The organism is Calothrix sp. CCY 0018, assembly GCF_963920925.1.
Taxonomy (GTDB): Bacteria; Cyanobacteriota; Cyanobacteriia; order Cyanobacteriales; family Nostocaceae; genus Rivularia.
This window is the reverse complement of record NZ_CAWUDI010000003.1, coordinates 1-18661: the sequence shown is the minus strand read 5'-3', so window position 1 is coordinate 18661 and position 18661 is coordinate 1. Positions and strand designations below refer to the sequence as shown.

The following is an 18661-nucleotide window of genomic DNA, read 5'->3' as shown; positions in this document are numbered from 1 at the left end:
GTTGTATAATAGGCTGTAAGAAATGCGTCTTTTAATAGCTCAGTATGGCGGCGATTACAGGAAAACCTTCCATCTGGTAAGGAATAAAGGTATTGAAACATATAATTCTCAAAAATATGTAATTGATACTGTTACTAATATTATTAAGCAAATTGACGAAGTTATATTACTTTGTTGTAACACGGAAGAAGCATACAATCAAGAAATAGAACCCGGTTTAAGAGTTATTGGCGCGGGAGTTGAACCCTATAGAGATAGCAGTAAAATCTTATAAATTATACAACAATCACAACCCACTCACTTGATAATTCATTTCCCAATGTCAGATATTTTTATTTGGGCAATCAAACATCAAGTGAAAATGATTGCATTATTTGCAGATTGTTTTTTACGAATCAATTGGAAGTACCGGATAAAAAAGTATCATCAAGCAAAACTATTCAATCACCAACAAGTTGATTGGGTAGCTAATCATGGATTAAACGCTTGTTATTCTTTACAAAAAATAGGAGTAAATCCTGACAAAATTATTCCCTGGGATTTCCCTCATACAATTACTCCACAAACATTTAATGTTAAGAAGTTAAGACCAAATTTATCACCTAGAAACTTAGTTTATGTAGGGTTGATTAAAGATACTAAAGGTGTGGGTGATATTCTCACAGCAGTAGCAAAACTCCGTCATATCCAAGTAATAAATTTAAAAATAGCTGGTAGTGGACAGATTGAAAAATTTCAGCATCGTGCAAAAGAATTGCAAATAAGCAAACAAGTCAAATTTTTAGGGCTAATATCTCAAAAACGGGTAATCGAATTAATGTGTGATGCTGATGCAGTTGTTGTTCCTAGCTGGCATAACTATCCAGAAGCATGTCCATTTACAATTTATGAATCCTTATGTACTCATACTCCGATTATTGCTTCCGATCATCCCATGTTTCGCGGCAATTTAATACATCGTCAAAATGCAATGATATTTCCAGAGCGCAAACCAAAGTTACTCGCTCAATGCATCCAGGAATTATTTGCCTCCAAAGAGTTATACCATCGAATATCCCTCAACAGTAAAGCCTCATGGGAGCATTTACAAATACCCGTCAAATGGGGAGATTTAATTACAAATTGGCTATTCGACTCACCAGTCAATCAAAAATGGTTAAGCGATCGCACTTTATCGTCAGGTTTGTATAATCAATCCAAACTCAAAAGCTTTGTCTGATATTAGAAAATTTCAGACAATTAATCTCTTCTGAAGAAATTGGTTCCATAATTCAACTGGAGTTTAGACTAAAGCTTCAGCGATTTACCTTTATAGATAGTTAATCTTTACAGACTTTGGCCCGAAAAGCTTTTTTGTTTGGCTCAAGATTTTCAAACTACTGCCTTTTTTATCGGTATTCTGGCTTTACTTGTATTTATTCGCTATAGCTTAGGGTTTGGATTGCCCATTGAACAATTATTTTAATTGAAAGGAAATAGGGACTTAGGGGGATTAGGGGGTAGTAAGCAAAGCTAAAGTTTCGGTAAAAGCTTTAAAATATTTACTATACAAGGATTCTAATCCAAAAAAGCTCATAAAAATAACTAATATCGCCTTTTTGCTCTATTCCCTGTTCCATACTTCCTGAGAAATAGCTGCATTTACCTAAATTATTCCTGACGAAAGATTTATTTACAAACCTTAAAGTGCTAAATAATTATTACAAGGTACGAGTAATTAAACAATACTTCTTACTCGACAACTGCTGATTGCTATCAATAAATAAACTATTAGCTAAAAGCAGTAAGAGCAAAGTATGTTCATTTCCTAAACCTAGTTCTATACTTTTTAGGTTTTAAACAAATATATGGCAAAGCCCATTGAATTCAAGCTCTTTGCTCCTTATAACAAAGAAGCAGCTTTACTTGGTTCCTTTTTAGACTGGGAATCAATTGATATGGAAAAAGGCGAAGATGGCTATTTCCGCGTCAAAGTTGATTTAGAAGATGGTGTTTATAAATATAAATTTAAACTTCGCTCAAAGTCTTGGTTTTTTGAAAAAGATGAATGGGTAGATGTAACCGACCCTTACGCAACTAATATTGATGCATTAGGTGGCTATGAAAATGGAGTTGTCCGCGTTAAAGATGGGCAAAGAATTGTTGATACTTATGTTTGGCATCATGACGATAAACCTCTTCCTCCAGATAATGAATTAGTCATTTACGAACTGCACGTTGCTGACTTTTCCGGTGGGGAAGATGATAAGTATGCACGTGGAAAATATCAACACGTTATTGAAAAGTTAGATTATTTAACAGAGTTGGGAATTAACGCCATTGAGTTAATGCCAATTAAAGAATATCCTGGCGATTATAGCTGGGGATATAATCCGCGTCACTTCTTTGCAACCGAAACCAGCTATGGTGAAACTGCGGATTTAAAAAAGCTAGTTGATGAATGTCATGGTAAAGGAATTCGTGTTTTGATGGATGGTATTTTTAACCATTCAGAATCATCATCTCCCTTAACACAAATTGACCACGATTACTGGTATCACCACGAACCTCGCGACCCCGATAATAACTGGGGACCGGAATTTAATTATGAAAAATATGATGATAATTTAGATACTTATCCTGCACGAAAATTTGTTGGCGATACGATACGCTTTTGGATTGAAGAGTATCATATTGACGGTATTCGTTACGATGCAGCGCGGCAAATTGCTAACTATGATTTCATGCATTGGATAGTAGATGAAGCCAAAAAAACCGCTGGTGCAAAACCTTTTTATAATATTGCCGAACATATTCCCGAAACTACCAGCATTACCAATGCAGATGGTCCGATGGATGCTTGTTGGCACGATAGTTTTTATCATTGCATAAAAGAGCATATTTCTGGTGAAAAATTTGATTTAGAACAACTTAAAGATGTCATCGATCCCAAGCGTCAAGGCTTCATGGGTGCGACAAATGTAGTCAATTATATTACCAACCACGACCATAATCGGATGATGGTAGAGTTGGGCGATCGCGAAATTTTAGATGAAGCAGCGTTTCGTCGGTTAAAGTTTGCAGCAGCGATTTTAATGACAGCAGTGGGTGTACCGATGTTGTGGATGGGACAAGAATTTGGAGAGTATAAACCCCAGACTCAAGAATCATCTAAAATCGAATGGGGATTGTTAGAAAATGACCAAAATCGCGGATTATTTGAATATTACAAAGGTTTAATTAACCTGCGTAAAAATAATCATGCTTTGTATACAGAAAATATTGAATTTATCCACGAAAATCCTGAAGGTAAAGTATTAGCATTCACTCGTTGGAACGATCAAGGTTCCCGTGTAGTAGTTGTAGCTAACTTCTCCGAAAATTTCTTGGCTGGTTATCAAGTTGATAATTTCCCAGAAGCTGGTAAATGGCACGAATGGACGGCTAATTATGATGTAGAAGCTGGCGATAACGGTATTATGACCGATTTAGGCCCAAATGAGGCCAAAGTATTCGTTTGGGGCTAATTTCATCGGCGGAAGCGACTTCTCTTCGTTTAATAAAACTTACACTTTTTCATCAACCCGGTTTTTCTAAAAAGCCGGGTTTATTGGTTTGTAGTAGCGCTATGCCCTGGCGGGCACGCTACGCTAACAGCGCCTCCAATCTTGAATTATGAGGCGTTCGCCTTCAGGCGTGCCGTAGGCTAGACAGCGCTACTACGAACAAAATCCGAAATACATCACACTCAAGCTGTATCAAAAAATATAACGCCTAAAGGCCTTAGAATCAACTTTCAAAATTTGCTTTTATAGCTTAGCTTATGTTAGGTGACGCACGCTCATTGCAGTCATTACTAATATCCTTTGTCCGTTTTGAATATACTAATAAAAAATATGAATAATTCCATCCAAATAACAACTGAAGCAGAAGAAGAGCTTAACGAACAACTATGTTTTTTACAAAAAATATTAGAAAATTTAGAAGATGGTATTCTAATTTTAACTGAAACTGGCGAATTAATTCACAGCAATACCAGTGCCAAAGGTATTTGTAGTCAAATTAATCCATGCAGTTTTGATTTAACTTCTGTGCCATCTCTGATTTGGAATCGTTGCAAATCATTAATACAAAATCAATTTGACTGCGACAATTTAACTATATGGTCGGAAGATATTATAGTTAGTGAGTCACTTATTTTTCGTTTACGGGTAAGACGATTCAATCTAGAATCATTAGAGCAAACTTATTTGTTGGTAACAATTGAAAATCGCTACCAATCTTTGAAAAATGTAGCTTTATCCGAAGCTTATAAATACCATCTAACCAAACGTGAAGCGGAAATATGGAGTCTCTATCGAGCCGCATCTAGCTATAAACAGATTGCAGAGCGGCTTTTTATTACCGTCAATACAGTTAAAAAGCATATTAAAAATATTCGTGCTAAACAGCAAAGGTTTTTTCCCATTTGAAAAGGAGTAGGGAGTAGGGAGTAGAAATTATTAAAAAGTAAGTATGGAATAGAAGCGCTGCTTGTTCAGCTAACTTTATGATTAGAACAAGAATTTGTAGTTTACTTACTACTCCCTACTCCCTACTTACTGAGTTTTTCATAAGTTAAATAAAATAATTATTCCAATCCCCCGGTGAATCCGAGGGAACCATTTTTTTCATTCGATAAATAATACGGTTTTGTTTAAGTTTTATCTATTGAGAATTAGGCTTTTTTTGCAAGCGAATTAATGTATTATGAATCTGCTTTTTTAAGCTGTCATCATTTCGTAGTTTCAACGTAATGTTGTTAAAGCGTTGAATGCTCAGCCCGCTATCTTTAACAATTGTCTGAGAGCGCTGACAGTAGTTTTTAGCAATATCTCTTGCTTTTTTAGACAAAGCATCTATAGTTTGCGGTTTGTTACAGACAATCTCAGGTACTTCGTTGCCCCCAGAAATCTTTTTAATTTCGTCAAATGCTTGAAGTCTGCTCTGCTCTATTGTTAATAAGGCTCTAGAATATTTAACTATTTCATTATCATCAACTGATGAAGCAGCTTGAGCATCAACTTTTGCGCTCGAAACTATACTGCTAGCGAAGAAACCGACAGCAGCTAAAGAACCTATGAAAAAAGACTTATAAAGCATTCGAGCGACGTTAGTTTCCTTGGAAGAATGAGTAATTCTCTTCATATGCTCTGTGATAATTAGTTACAGTAAGAAGATGTTAATCACTTTGAATTGTTTCAAGCAAGAGATGTTCCCTTGAAAAATCGAAAAAATCCCACAAATATCAAACAAATATATTCATTGTCGGCTTTTTTGGCAGATTTGGCACAGTTCTATAACTTTAGTTTGGAGTGTTAAAGTTTGTGCGGCTCCAAGTTTGAGATTAACTTCTAATTCAAGCAATATGGGTAAGCAGGATATTAATTGCTGCACCGAAAGAAACTGAACTTCTTGCTGTAAATATTTGATGCGATAATGATTGCGAACTTCAGCAGCTTGAGCAATGGCTTGTGAAGAACGTTCGCCAGTTTCCATCATTATTCTAACCCACAACCAAGTGCGAAATTGACCAATGAGAGTGGCAACTATTCGCAAAGAAGGTTCATAAGCATCGATCAAATCAGCGACTAAACTTAATGCTTTGCCCGTATCTCCCATTCTAATAGCACCAGCTAATTGTAGGCTATTTTGAGTTGAATTTCGGACTAATTGAGCAGCGGTATCAACATCTAATGGTTGATTGCTATCGAGTAAGTAAAGCTGCAATTTTCCTAGTTCATTATAAAGTAAGCGAGTATCATTACCTACAGCCTCAACTAAAAATTCCGCGCATTTAGGAGTTAATCTCATTCCTAAAGATTTAGCAGCATCATTTACAGATTTAAGGAGTAGATCGGTTTTCCAGGGCGATATCAATCCAAATTCGCGAAATTGAGCCAACTTTTTCAACAATTTTGTTGATTTTAGTCTTTCATCTGGTTTATTAGGACTAGTAATTAGTAAATAAGAATTATCAGGGATTACGGATAAAGTGCGCTGTAACTCAGATAACACATTATCGTCGGATAGAGTCGTGATATTAGCATTCATCAGCCATACCAAACGTCCACCAGCCCCGAAAGCTGGTGTCATCGCTTGATTTAAGGCTTCAATCGCAGCATTCTTGTAATCTGGGGGAAAAGTCGTGTAATTAAACGAAGTCCAATTCGCATCGAGAATTTCGTCGCGTAAATTGGCGATCGCCTTTTCCATAGCAAAATCATCTTCGCCCCAGTAGATGTGAATTGGCATGGTGGGATGGGGAGATGGGGAGATGGGGAGATGGGGAGAGGGGGAGATGGGGAGAGGGGGACAAGGAGAAATTAAACATTCATAACTCCTAACTCCTAACTCCTAACTCCTAACTCCTAACTCCTAACTATCAATTCCTAACTCTTATTTATTTTGGTTAAATTGAGTGATTTTGCCTACAATTTATCCAATGAGCGCGGGAGAATATCAAGGTTGGACGATAATTATCAAACTTATATGAACCGAGTGGCGCGTATGACGCTACCGGAAGCTTACACCTCTGGGGTTCAGCATCTGAAGGAATCTTCTAAATTTGTATTAAATCCAGGAAAAGAAAGAAAGGCTGTATCTTTCCCTGGATATACGTTAATTACCCCGCCTCCTGGGGAAGAAGATTCCAAAAATTCGGCTTTTTACTCAAAATTGCAGGATTATCAACAGGAAATTTTACACTTACCGATGGGTTCGGATTTTATTATTCCGGTACCTCGCGATAGCTTTCATTTGACTTTAGCGGATTTAATTTGGGAGAATGCCTATCGCGACGCAGCCGAAACTAATCCAGATTTTGAAGCACAATTACAATTATGCTTTAGCGATATTTTTCAACAGTATCAAAAATCTGCGATTGCCGACAATCCTCCAAGATGGCAAATGCTGGGATTAATGCTTATGCCAAGGGCTGTAGCGGTTTGTTTGGTACCTGAGAATAAAGATAGCTACGAGCAAATTGTTAACTTCCGTCGGGCAATTTATCAAAATCCAAAGCTAATGGCATTGGGAATTGAGCAGCAGTACAATTTCACGGCACACATAACGTTAGGTTATTTCAGCGAGATTCCGCCCGATTTAAACCGCGACAATTTCGCCACCACGCTTTCTTCTCTAAATCAAAAATGGACTGAAGATTTACCTACTCTAACAGTGCATCGCGCCGAACTCCGTAAATTCGACGACATGACTCGTTTTTACCGAGAATCAGACTCCCCGGTTTTGGTTTTTAGTAACTAAGGAGTAGGGAGATGGGGGGATGGGGAGATTGGGGGATGGGGAGACAAGGAGACAAGGAGAAGTTTAACCTTTAACCTTCAACCTTAATAATCCCCAACCCCCAACCCCCAACTCCTAATTCCTAACTCCTAACTCCTAACTCCTAACTCCCCACTCCCTACTCCCTACTCCCTACTCCCTACTCCCTACTTGATTGATTTGTTTGCTAAAAGATAATCTAGAAATTAATGCATTTAATGGATAGCACTTCGCTCTTAATGAGTCACCGAGTATGAGCTATGAATATTCAACGTTGGATTGCAAGACGAGAACTAAATTGGCAACGTTTGGATTTCTTGTTGAGAAGAATAGAAAAAAAAGGTTTGAAGTCTCTCCAAGCAAACGAAGTTGGGGAATTAGCAAGTTTGTATCGTTCTGTAGTTACAGATTTAGCACGCGCTCGTACTCAAAATTTAAGCAACCCTCTGGTACAAAATTTATATACTTTAAAAACTCGTGCCTATAAGCAAATTGATAAAGGTTCGCGACGGCAAGAATATTTGGGAGTCGTAAAATTCTATCGTTGGGGTTTACCTGCAATAGTACAGCAGACTTTTCCTTATATTGCTTTGGCTACTGCTTTATTTTTGACAGGGGTATTAATCGCTTGGTTGTGTATTTGGCAAGAGCCAAGTTTTATGTCGCGAGTAGTACCATCAAGAATTATTTCTAAAGTTCGTGAAGATGGTGAATTGTGGACGGGTTCGATTGTAGGTGTTGAACCTCTGGTATGCCCTGGGATTACAATTAACAATTTGAAAGTATCTTTGGGTGCCGTTGCAGGTGGAATTACTGCCGGAGCATTCACCATTTATATAATGGTATTTAATGGCTTATTAATTGGTGCTGTTGCAACTTTAGTCGGTCAAAATAATTTAGCTTATCCTTTTTGGGCGTTTGTGTTTCCACATGGTTCCTTAGAATTACCCGCTATCCTTCTTGCTGGAGGTGCGGGATTATTAATTAGTAAAGCAATATTTTTTCCCGTCAAATATCGCCGTTTCGATGCGATAAAGCTTCATGGTTCTCAAGCGATACAATTGGTATTTGGTATCGTACCGATGTTAATTATTGCCGGTATTATAGAAGGTTTTTTCTCTTCCAACCCAACGATTCCCAACCCAATTAAATATTTAACTGGATTATGTTTATTTGCAATTTTGGCAATGTATTTCAGCCGGAAATCAGTTAACAGTTAGCAGTTACCAGTTACCAGTTCTCAGCAGGCGGTTGAAACCGCTTCTACACAAACAAAGTCCACCTGCGTGGACTAATTTTTTAACCTGCGGAGGTAGGTTTTGCCTGTATAGGCGCGGTAATAAAGCGCCGGATTTATGATTAACTGCTCACTTCTCACTGGTTACTGCTCACTGTTCACTGCTCACTGATTCACGCCATTACCATTCCGCCATCGACGTTGAAGACTTGCCCGGTAATATAGGCTGCTGCGGTGTCTGCGGCGAGGAAACGTACCATTCCTGCTATTTCTTCTGGCTTGCCATAACGCCCTAAAGGAATCGCTTTGAGAATTTCTTCCGATTTAAGCTCGCTTGTCATGTCGGTTTCGATAAAGCCTGGAGAAACTGCATTAACGGTAATGCCGCGAGAAGCGAATTCTTTAGCTAGAGTTTTAGTTAAACCAATTACTCCCGCTTTGGCTGCACTGTAGTTTGCTTGCCCAGGATTGCCCATTTGTCCGGCTACTGAAGCAATATTAATAATCCTTCCAGAACGCTGTTTCAACATTCCTTTACTAACAGCACGAGTACACAAATAGACTCCTGTTAAATTAAGATTTATTACAGCTTGCCAATCTTCTGGCTTCATCCGCAAAAGCAAAGTATCGCGAGTAATTCCGGCATTGTTAACTAAAATATCAATCTTATTAAATTTTTCTAAAACTGTTTTAAGCAGATTATCAACTTCTTCCTCTTTTGAAACATCTGCTTGCAGAGCAACTGCATTTCCTCCGGCTGCGGTAATCTCAGAGACTAATTCTTCGGCAGCTTGACTGGAATTTGCATAATTAACAACTACGCTTGCCCCTAATGAAGCTAATTCTTGTGCGATCGCCTTGCCAATTCCCCGCGAAGCACCAGTTATAACGGCAACCTGTTCGCGCAAACTCTGCAAATTTTCTGGCAACAGTTCCATTAGTTTTCCTCAATATAATTTCATCATTTCAACCCGCTAAATATAATAGGCTGATTCGTACATCGGATTTACGCCAATTTTGTTTTAGGCACTACCATAAAACTGCTGTCATTAGAAAAACGGGCTTCTTTATATGTCTACTAAAAAAGAATTCAACAGCTTTGAGGAAATGTTATCTGGTGCTGATGTACCAGTTCTGGTCGATTTTTACGCTGACTGGTGCGGACCTTGCCAAATGATGGCACCAATTTTAGACCAAGTTAATTCTCAACTCCAGGGAAAAATACGAGTTGTTAAAATTGATACCGAGAAATATCCTGCATTAGCTTCTCAATATGAAATTTATGCTCTACCTACGTTGGTATTGTTTAAAGAAGGTAAGCCAGTAGACAAAATTGAAGGTGTAATGCAAGCGCCGCAGTTAGTTCAGCACTTACAACAGTTTATGTAAGGCAACGGGGAACGGTAAGACCACTTCTCGTGGGTCGTCTCCCGCAGTAAGAGAAAAGTGGCTTTAGCTCAGCGTCTCCGGAGGAGATACCCGAAGGGGGAACAGATGGGATGCGATAAACTCGGTTTTTAACAAAGCCGGGTTTTGTTTTTTACTCTAACCACTGCTGAGTTAAATAACTGTTCCCTGTTCCCTACCGTAACCGCGCACAGTGCCCCTAATTTATAATTTAATCTAACTTTGGCGAGTCAGAGTTTAGTAAGCAAATCGGTAGACAACGAGGTGAAGAAGCAGCAGGTTATTTGCGTCATCTTGGCTTGAAAAATAAGATAGTTATTTATAAAAGAAGCGCCAATCCTTCAGCAGATAATCTTTCTGCGGGGCAAAAGCGCGATCGGCCATAAATGGTTGAGTTGTATAAGCTTTGATTGGTAATTGGTGATTGATGGTGCGTTACGGCATTATGATAATTGGTAGTTTAAAAGATATTTTGTCGAGCCGTAACACACTAGGCTGTTGACTCTGTACATTTTTTAAGCATAAAAATTCATGCAAAAAACGTGTTGGTGTTCAAGATATTGCCCTCTCCCCTTTCCCCTCTCCCAAGTTTGGGAGAGGGGTGCCCTTCAGGGCGGGGTGAGGGAGAAAGATTATGGTTGCTACCGGCATAAAACTTGTATGAACGAAGCACGCGGAAATTTTATCAAAGTCAACAGCCTAGTAACACACCCTACAAGAATGAAGCATTTATAGATTTATTGATAACTGCTAACTGCTCACTGTCTTCTCACATTCAAACAACACCATTCTTTCCGCTTCCACAAAGTCGCAACTACCCAGCCGTTTTTCTCTAAAACCTCAGTGACAGCGTTGGATTGTTCCAATAAAATACCGCTGAAAATACCCCACGTCGTAGGCTTAACAATGGCGCTCATACCAGGAAGTATTTCTATTATGATGTCAGCTAAAATATTGCAGACAATACCATCTACTGGTTCCGTAACCAATTGCTGCATTGTTTCTACGCTACCCTGCGCTACTGTCAAACATTCGGTAGCAATTCCGTTGATTTCGCGGTTTTCTGTAGTTGCACCTACTGCTAATGAATCGGTATCTACTGCGTAGGCTTTTTTGGCTCCTAATAGTAATGCTCCGATAGAAAGGATACCCGAACCACAGCCAATGTCGGCAATTACCACATCATGTTTCTTCTCGTGAGAACCAACAAAAGATTCTGGAATATCGCTGAAGCGCATTTCCAATGATTCCAAACAAAGCTGAGTTGTCGCATGAGCGCCAGTACCAAAAGCGACACCGGGATCGAGCTTTAAAATTATGCGTTCCGTACTCTCCGGAGCCGGTATCCAAGAAGGATTAATTAAAAAGCGATCGCCAATTTCTTGAGGTTCCCAATGTTGTTTCCAGCTACTCGACCAATCTTCTTCATCAATTAACCTCCACTGCAAGGAAGGTAAGGAAGTTTCAAAGCAAAGAGAATCTTGACGCAGCCACAGTGATAAAGCAGCTAAGTCCAATAGATGAGCTTGAGATTGCGGTAAATAAGCCTGTACTGAAATAACGTTACCTTTTTTCTGACTGGCAGTTCCCCGACAGCCAAATTGCTCAAGTCGCCAAAAGACAGAATCTTCAATCTCTGGAGAGCATAGAATTTGTAATTCCCACCAAGTTTTTGCCATCACATTTTAGATTTTAGATTTTGCGGAAACTTCATGGGGGAGATGTTCTTCCCATGAAAGTTTCCAAGACAGATTTTAGATTTTAGATTGTGGGAAAAAGCTGGTAACTAATTATTAACTGCCATTAATAACTATTGATATGGCAATAAAAAACTTACTAATAGCAATAATCCAAAATCCAAAATCCAAAATCCAAAATTGATTAAAGCGTTACCGTATATGCATCTCGAATGCCGGGTACTTTGGTAATTTCTTTCAAGATTCCGTCCGGTAATGGGTCATCTATACTTATCACCATTACTGCATCACCGCGAACAATTTTACGTCCTACCTGCATACTGGCAATATTAACGTTAAAGCTACCGAGTAAAGAACCGATTTTACCGATAATTCCGGGCATATCGCGGTGTACGGTAAATAGCATATAACGATTTGGTGGTACGTTGATGGGAAAATTATCAAGGCTGGTAATCCTAATTTCTCCACCACCCAACAAAGCACCCGTTACAGAATGAGTTCCTAAGTTACCTGTAGCTTCTAAATGCAGCGAACCGGCGTAATCTTTAACTGAATCATCCCGTGTTTCAATGACGCGGATTCCTCTTTCTTTGGCTTCAATGTTGGCATTAACGTAATTTACTCTTTCGCGCAAAGCTTGGTAAAGCAATCCTTTGATAGAAGCGATAACTAAAGGCTGACTTTTGTTAGTTGCGAGTTCTCCTTGCAGGCTGACGTTAAGTACTTCTACTCTACCACCAGCAAGCTGTCCGACTAAGTTACCTAATGTTTCTGCTAGCTCCATATAAGGCTTAAGTTCTTCCAAGACATTAGGATTGAGTCCGGGAATGTTTACCGCAGAGCGTGCTGGCAATCCTAATAGTACATCGCGGATTTGTTCGGCTACGTCAATGGCTACGTTTATCTGTGCTTCAGCAGTCGATGCTCCCAAATGCGGTGTTAGAACAACTTCTTTTCCTAAAGCTTTTAAAGGAGATTCACCCAAAGGTTCGGATTCGTAAACATCCAATGCCGCGCCTTTGATTTTACCTTCCTTGAGGGCTGCTGCCAAAGCATCCTCATCGATGATTCCACCGCGAGCGCAGTTGATAATGCGAGCGTTAGGCTTCATCTTCGCCAACATTTCGGCGTTGATTAAATGAGTAGTTTCTGGAGTTTTAGGAATATGCAGGGTAATGTAATCGGCTTGCTTAACCAATAAATCCATATCTACCAACTGAACGCCCATTTGTTCGGCTCTTTCATTGGAAATAAAAGGATCGAAAGCCAGTAATTTCATTCCCATTGCTCTGGCAACGCTAGCAACGTGAGAACCAATTTTACCTAAACCGACAATTCCTAAAGTTTTTTTATAAACCTCAGCACCGACAAAAGTTTTGCGGTTCCACTCGCCTTTTTTCACCGAAGCATTTGCATCAGCGATATTGCGAGACATCGCCATCATCATTGCTAAAGCGTGTTCGGCTGCGGCAATGGTATTACCTTCAGGGGAATTTACTACTACAATTCCTCGGCGAGTAGCTGCGGGTACGTCTACATTATCAACACCAACACCAGCACGACCGATAATTTTAAGATTTGTAGCTGCTTCGATAACTTCTTGAGTAACGCGAGTACCCGAACGAATCATCAACGCATCATATTCACCAATGATTTGCTGTAATTCTTCCGGTTTTAAATTTAATTTGACATCGACACTAGCAACTTGGGAAAGGATGTCAATCCCTGCTTGGTCAACTGAATCGGAAACTAGAACCTTAGACATAACAGAAATATCTTAAAGCTTACTTATTTTTGTAGGGGGGAACTGTAGGTCTTGAATGCCAACAATATGGCGATTCGTATACAAATTACTATTTTTAATATCATCCCATGTTCTGGACACGCCAAACTATACTATGACGCTTAGCAGAGACTTCCACCGGCTCCATGTGGCGTTTTTCATCATCAGCCAAGTATGCCGTTGGAAAAGGGAATATATAATCCACAAATAACATGAATAGCGTTTACAATTCATCTACTTATTATAAAAAAATAAAAAATTCAGAAAGCGAAAAATAGTGCAAAAGTTGCTTGATGTAACAGTATTTACTGCATTAATTAAGTTGCAGTGCTGCATTAAATTAAAAATAATAATTTATCGTATAAATTTAAACTTAGATACTTGTAAAAATTAATTTGGAAAAATTGGAAAATTATCATAATAAGGGAGTGGGCAGTGGAGAGTAGGCAGTAAAAATAAGTAATAAGTAATAATTAATCAGGTTTTGAAATTTATTTACGTTTTCTTACATAGCTGTATTTTTTTATGGGAACTTACTTATAAGCGAGCAAGATGCTCGCACTATGAATAAGTTTAATTTTTTTCAAATAGCTCAGAATTACTATATTATCAACTCCTAACTCCTCACTCCTCACTCCTAACTGTTCACTGTTCACTGTTCAAAACTTCCCTTCCCTAACTTCCTGACTAAACTCCCCTACCGCTTGAGTAATTGTCTGGCGTAAATTTGTATAAACTTTGGCGAATGGCGGCTGTTTTTCCGAAAGTCCCAGCAAATCGGAAGTAACTAAAACCTGTCCGTCGCAATCAGAACCCGCGCCAATACCAATAGTCGGAATGTTAATTTTTTGAGTAATTTCTAATGCTAAATCTGCGGGAATATGCTCTAAAACTATCGAAAATACACCCGCTTGTTCCAAGGCGATCGCCTCTTGCAAAATTTCGTTGCGTGCTTCTTGGGTTTTACCTTGTTGCCGCAAACCAATTTGATTTACTGACTGTGGAGTTAAACCAACGTGCCCCATTACCGGAATTCCCGCACGTACCAAACGAGCAACGGTATCTACCATTTCTGGATATCCGCCTTCCAACTTTACAGCCGTAGCTCCCGTTTCTTTTAATACCCTACCCGCCGAATGCATGGCTTGTGCAACACTTTCTTGATAAGTCATAAATGGTAGATCGACTACCATCAAAGCTTGTTTAACTCCGCGTCTGACAGCTTTAGCATGGTATATCATTTCTGACAAAGAAATCGGTAGAGTATTTTGATAACCCAAAGCCACAGCCATCGAATCGCCAACCAAAATTAAATCTACTCCACTATCATCCAATAATTGAGCAATTAAATAATCCCAAGCAGTCAACACCACAATCGGACGCTGTTGTTGTTTGTATTGAATTAACTTTTGGATAGTAATAGACATTTCAATTAGTTAGGAGTTAGGAGTTAGGAGTTAGGAGTTAGGAGTTGGTTATTTCTCTCCTTGTCCCCTTGTCCCCCCATCTCCCCATCAATTATTGCACTGCGCGAGTAAAAGCCAAATGCGGCTTGGCTCTTTCCATTTTGGGCATTAACCAAGCTAAACCTTCGCTGGTACCAATCCATAGTTTATTGCCAACGTCGGGAGCTATGGAAATAATTCTACTGGAAGGAAGTCCGGCTACTTGATCTAATACGGCTCCGGTATAGGGATTTAATCGCATCAGCCCGTTATCGGTACCAACCCAAACGCTCTTATCATTAGCAAAACTTATAGATGTAACATTCTTTCCACGTAAGCGCGTTACAGAACGTAATATTGCACCAGTCTTTGGGTTGATAACTAGTAAGTTATTCGGTGTTCCTGCCCAAATTAATCCTAAAGAGTCAATAGCTAATGTTTGAACGGTTGTACCTGGCAACTCTTGAATATGCTGCATCACAGTAGCTTTAGCGGTGTTGACTCGCACTAAGCCATCTAAAGTACCAACCCAAAGATGCCCTTGAGCGTCTAAAGTCATGGCATTTGCACTGACACCGGGAAGCTTTTTCAAGGTAGTCATAATTAATCCTTCATCGGGACTAATCAAAGCCAAACCGTTATCCGTACCCGCCCAAACATAACCGCGTCGATCAACTTGTAAAGATAATACTCTTTTGGAAGGTAAAAATAAATTCTGGGCTGTAATTTCATTACTGCGGGGATCTACTCGCTTCAATCCCTCATAGCTGCCAACCCACAAGCGCCCAACTTTATCTTGCACCATTGCATCAATAGCACGATTTGGTAAACTAACACGAGCTAAAATTTCCCCCGTATTGGGATTAATCCGCGTCAAACCACGTCCGTAACCTACCCAAAGATTCCCCGTGTAATCTGGCTGTAAAGCTTTGACGCGAAAATCGGTTTCTTCAATATTTTCTATTTGTCGTCTTTGGTTTGGTAAAGGCTCGCGTCGCGGTGGTGGTGGTGAAGCAGGATAAGCCGGGGTTACTTCCTCTGGATCGACGTTAAGAAGTTTTTGAGCCAAAACGCGATCGCCAAAACCCGAAACAGCCACTAAACCTAGTATTGAACAAATTATTAAACTACTGCGAGAACGAATAAACACCACAATGATAAATTCTACGAAAACAACTAATTACAGTGTTCCCTTTTGGCAGTTAACAGTTAACAGTGAGCAGTAATCAGTTACTCGCTACTTTCAATCTCCCCCTCTTCCCCATCTTTTCCCATGCCCAATCGCCAAAAAATCTATTTATTATAACGACCATTCTGTAAAGACTTCTTAATATAATGTTAAAAAGATTGAGTGATAAGAAATTCAAATATAAAAGTTAAAAAGATTCAAATAATAACGATTCAAATTCTTGATATATTGTGAGACAGGCTACAGATTGCGTAGTACGCAGTTTTGGCTTTCGCCCATATCGTAATTGGTAAGCGGGTGAAAGTTTAGAGGAGTAGGAAAAACAGATAAAGAAAGTTTTTTTGATTCGCTTGGAGTTGGAAAAGGGGACAAAGAATTAAGGGAAGCTCGAAAAATCGGGACTCGACAAGGTTTTCTTTGTTTTGGTAAACAAAAATCCCGCTTTTTATACGCAAGCTCTAACAAAAGAAATCAATTATCTTTCCTGTAAAAAGGAAGGGATTTATTTGATTTAAATTTCTGCTGTAGTGCAATTTGTAAGCAAAAAGATAGACTTTTAGGATTGGATAAATATGTCTTACTCTCAAACGAGAACTCAGTCTAAATCAGGGTATGAAGCTGGGGTAAAAGATTATAGATTAACTTATTACACCCCCGACTACACTCCAAAAGATACAGACCTTTTGGCGGCTTTCCGGATGACTCCTCAACCCGGAGTTCCCCCAGAAGAAGCTGGTGCTGCTGTAGCTGCTGAATCTTCTACAGGTACTTGGACAACAGTATGGACTGACTTGCTCACCGACCTAGACCGCTACAAAGGTCGTTGTTACGATATCGAGCCAGTTCGCGGTGAAGATAATCAGTACATCTGTTATGTAGCTTATCCTCTGGATTTGTTTGAAGAAGGTTCTGTTACCAACGTTTTGACCTCGATTGTAGGTAACGTTTTTGGTTTCAAAGCTTTGCGTGCGCTACGTTTGGAAGATTTACGTATTCCTGTAGCTTACCTTAAGACATTCCAAGGGCCTCCTCACGGTATCCAGGTAGAGCGCGATAAGTTGAACAAGTATGGTCGTCCTTTGTTGGGTTGTACCATTAAGCCTAAGTTAGGTTTATCCGCTAAGAACTACGGACGCGCTGTATACGAATGTTTGCGCGGTGGTTTGGACTTCACCAAAGACGACGAAAACATTAACTCCGCACCTTTCCAAAGATGGCGCGATCGCTTTACCTTCGTTGCTGATGCTATCTATAAAGCACAAGCAGAAACCGGCGAAATTAAAGGTCACTACCTTAACGTAACCGCTCCTACTTGCGAAGAAATGCTCAAGCGGGCTGAGTATGCGAAAGAGTTAAAGATGCCCATCGTAATGCATGACTACCTCACCGCAGGTTTCACCGCTAACACTACCTTGGCTCACTGGTGTCGCGACAACGGTTTGTTACTGCACATTCACAGAGCAATGCACGCAGTAATCGACCGTCAAAAGAACCACGGTATTCACTTCCGCGTATTGGCTAAGTGCTTGAGAATGTCTGGTGGCGACCACATTCACACTGGTACTGTGGTTGGTAAACTTGAAGGTGAACGCGGTATCACAATGGGTTTTGTTGACCTATTACGTGAAAACTACGTTGAGCAAGATAAGTCTCGCGGTATTTACTTTACTCAAGATTGGGCTTCCATGCCCGGAGTAATGGCTGTTGCTTCTGGTGGTATTCACGTATGGCATATGCCCGCACTATTAGAAATCTTCGGCGATGACTCGGTACTACAGTTTGGTGGTGGTACATTAGGACACCCTTGGGGTAACGCTCCTGGTGCGACTGCAAACCGCGTTGCATTAGAAGCTTGCGTTCAAGCACGTAACGAAGGACGTAGCTTGGCTCGCGAAGGTAACGATATTATTCGCGAAGCTTGTAAGTGGTCCCCCGAACTAGCAGCAGCTTGCGAACTTTGGAAAGAAATCAAGTTCGAGTTCGAGGCAATGGATACCGTCTAAATGTATTAGTTGTGAGTGTTTTGTTTTGGGTTTTAAGTTTAAAATCTCTTTAATTTAAAACTCAAAACTTATAACTCATAACTATTATGGGCTGGGTTCAAGTATGGATATAAAACAAATTGCTAAAGACACAGCCAAGATGCTGCAAAGCTACTTGACATATCAGGCAGTTAGAACGGTGTCGGCTCAAATTAATGAAACGAATCCTTATGTTGCGGCTTGGCTGCATCGCTTTTCCACAAAAGAAAGAATCCAGAATGGGGAAGCGTATATTGAGCAATTATTCCTAGAAAAGCCCGAATTAGCTTTACGGATAATGACAGTCAGGCAGCACTTAGCGGAAGAAATGACTGAATTTTTGCCGGAAATGGTTAGCACTGGAATTATCCAAGCCAACATGGAACATCGTCGTCAGCATCTTGAGCGGATTACGCAATTAGATTTATCGAACCCCAGCACTCCAGAAGAACAACCAACATCAGATAGTAGCTCGGACGAAAACAGTTAGGAGTTATGAGTTATGAATTAGCAGTTAGGAGTTTTAACTAACAACTAACAACTAACAACTAACAACTAACAACTAACAACTAACAACTAA

16 protein-coding genes are annotated in these 18661 nt (G+C 39.6%); 9 read left to right on the top strand and 7 right to left on the bottom strand.

Going from position 1 to position 18661, the window contains the following annotated elements:
* The first annotated feature begins 22 nt into the window (after positions 1–22).
* From ACM03V_RS02705 to ACM03V_RS02690, 4 genes are all read left to right on the top strand, one after another.
* The gene (locus ACM03V_RS02705; RefSeq protein ID WP_414619218.1) at positions 23–274 is read left to right on the top strand and encodes a hypothetical protein; all 252 of its coding nucleotides are present in this window, start codon (positions 23–25) and stop codon (positions 272–274) included.
* A 45-nt stretch (positions 275–319) separates the two neighbouring features.
* Positions 320–1219 carry a glycosyltransferase family 4 protein gene (locus ACM03V_RS02700; RefSeq protein WP_414619217.1) on the top strand — a complete coding sequence of 300 codons (900 nt, stop codon included), beginning with the start codon at positions 320–322 and terminating at the stop codon, positions 1217–1219.
* Positions 1220–1847: 628 nt separating this feature from the next.
* Entirely contained in the window at positions 1848–3506 is a 1659-nt protein-coding gene (locus ACM03V_RS02695) for an alpha-amylase family glycosyl hydrolase (protein ID WP_414619216.1), read from the top strand.
* 369 nt (positions 3507–3875) lie between these two features.
* Entirely contained in the window at positions 3876–4451 is a 576-nt protein-coding gene (locus tag ACM03V_RS02690; protein ID WP_414619215.1) for a LuxR C-terminal-related transcriptional regulator, read from the top strand.
* Positions 4452–4686: 235 nt separating this feature from the next.
* On the opposite strand, the gene ACM03V_RS02685 is transcribed toward ACM03V_RS02690, so the two are convergent.
* Positions 4687–5166, bottom strand: coding sequence for a DUF4168 domain-containing protein (locus ACM03V_RS02685; RefSeq protein WP_414619214.1), 480 nt, complete (start codon positions 5164–5166; stop codon positions 4687–4689).
* Positions 5167–5280: 114 nt separating this feature from the next.
* Complete coding sequence (gene holA, locus ACM03V_RS02680) at positions 5281–6273, bottom strand: DNA polymerase III subunit delta (RefSeq protein WP_414619213.1); 993 nt, start codon at positions 6271–6273, stop codon at positions 5281–5283.
* 213 nt (positions 6274–6486) lie between these two features.
* On the opposite strand from holA, the gene ACM03V_RS02675 reads away from it, so the two are divergent.
* Together ACM03V_RS02675 and ACM03V_RS02670 are read left to right on the top strand one after the other, a co-directional pair.
* Positions 6487–7284, top strand: a complete 798-nt coding sequence (locus ACM03V_RS02675) for a DUF1868 domain-containing protein (protein ID WP_414619212.1) — start codon at positions 6487–6489, stop codon at positions 7282–7284.
* A 278-nt stretch (positions 7285–7562) separates the two neighbouring features.
* A complete protein-coding gene (locus tag ACM03V_RS02670) occupies positions 7563–8522 on the top strand; it encodes a stage II sporulation protein M (protein ID WP_414619211.1) in 960 nt (319 codons plus the stop codon).
* 190 nt (positions 8523–8712) lie between these two features.
* Here the strand turns inward: ACM03V_RS02670 and fabG are convergent, their stop codons facing one another.
* Positions 8713–9477 carry a 3-oxoacyl-[acyl-carrier-protein] reductase gene (gene fabG / locus ACM03V_RS02665; protein WP_414619210.1) on the bottom strand — a complete coding sequence of 255 codons (765 nt, stop codon included), beginning with the start codon at positions 9475–9477 and terminating at the stop codon, positions 8713–8715.
* Positions 9478–9610: 133 nt separating this feature from the next.
* Here fabG and trxA point away from each other — a divergent pair, with 133 nt between their 5' ends.
* Positions 9611–9928, top strand: a complete 318-nt coding sequence (gene trxA, locus ACM03V_RS02660) for a thioredoxin (RefSeq protein ID WP_414619209.1) — start codon at positions 9611–9613, stop codon at positions 9926–9928.
* A 776-nt stretch (positions 9929–10704) separates the two neighbouring features.
* Here the strand turns inward: trxA and prmA are convergent.
* The 4 genes from prmA to ACM03V_RS02640 all read right to left on the bottom strand — a co-directional run bounded on the left by prmA (position 10705) and on the right by ACM03V_RS02640 (position 16024).
* A complete protein-coding gene (gene prmA, locus ACM03V_RS02655; RefSeq protein ID WP_414619208.1) occupies positions 10705–11625 on the bottom strand; it encodes a 50S ribosomal protein L11 methyltransferase in 921 nt (306 codons plus the stop codon).
* 202 nt (positions 11626–11827) lie between these two features.
* A complete protein-coding gene (gene serA, locus ACM03V_RS02650) occupies positions 11828–13408 on the bottom strand; it encodes a phosphoglycerate dehydrogenase (RefSeq protein ID WP_414619207.1) in 1581 nt (526 codons plus the stop codon).
* 677 nt (positions 13409–14085) lie between these two features.
* On the bottom strand, positions 14086–14853 hold the full coding sequence (panB, locus tag ACM03V_RS02645) for a 3-methyl-2-oxobutanoate hydroxymethyltransferase (RefSeq protein ID WP_414619206.1): 768 nt from the start codon (positions 14851–14853) through the stop codon (positions 14086–14088).
* 91 nt (positions 14854–14944) lie between these two features.
* Positions 14945–16024: a two-component regulator propeller domain-containing protein gene (locus tag ACM03V_RS02640; RefSeq protein WP_414619205.1), complete on the bottom strand. Its 1080-nt coding sequence runs from the start codon at positions 16022–16024 to the stop codon at positions 14945–14947.
* 608 nt (positions 16025–16632) lie between these two features.
* Between ACM03V_RS02640 and ACM03V_RS02635 the strand changes: the two genes are divergently transcribed.
* The gene (locus ACM03V_RS02635) at positions 16633–18063 is read left to right on the top strand and encodes a form I ribulose bisphosphate carboxylase large subunit (RefSeq protein WP_414619204.1); all 1431 of its coding nucleotides are present in this window, start codon (positions 16633–16635) and stop codon (positions 18061–18063) included.
* Positions 18064–18166: 103 nt separating this feature from the next.
* The gene (rcbX, locus tag ACM03V_RS02630) at positions 18167–18571 is read left to right on the top strand and encodes a RuBisCO chaperone RbcX (protein ID WP_414619203.1); all 405 of its coding nucleotides are present in this window, start codon (positions 18167–18169) and stop codon (positions 18569–18571) included.
* Positions 18572–18661: the final 90 nt, after the last annotated feature.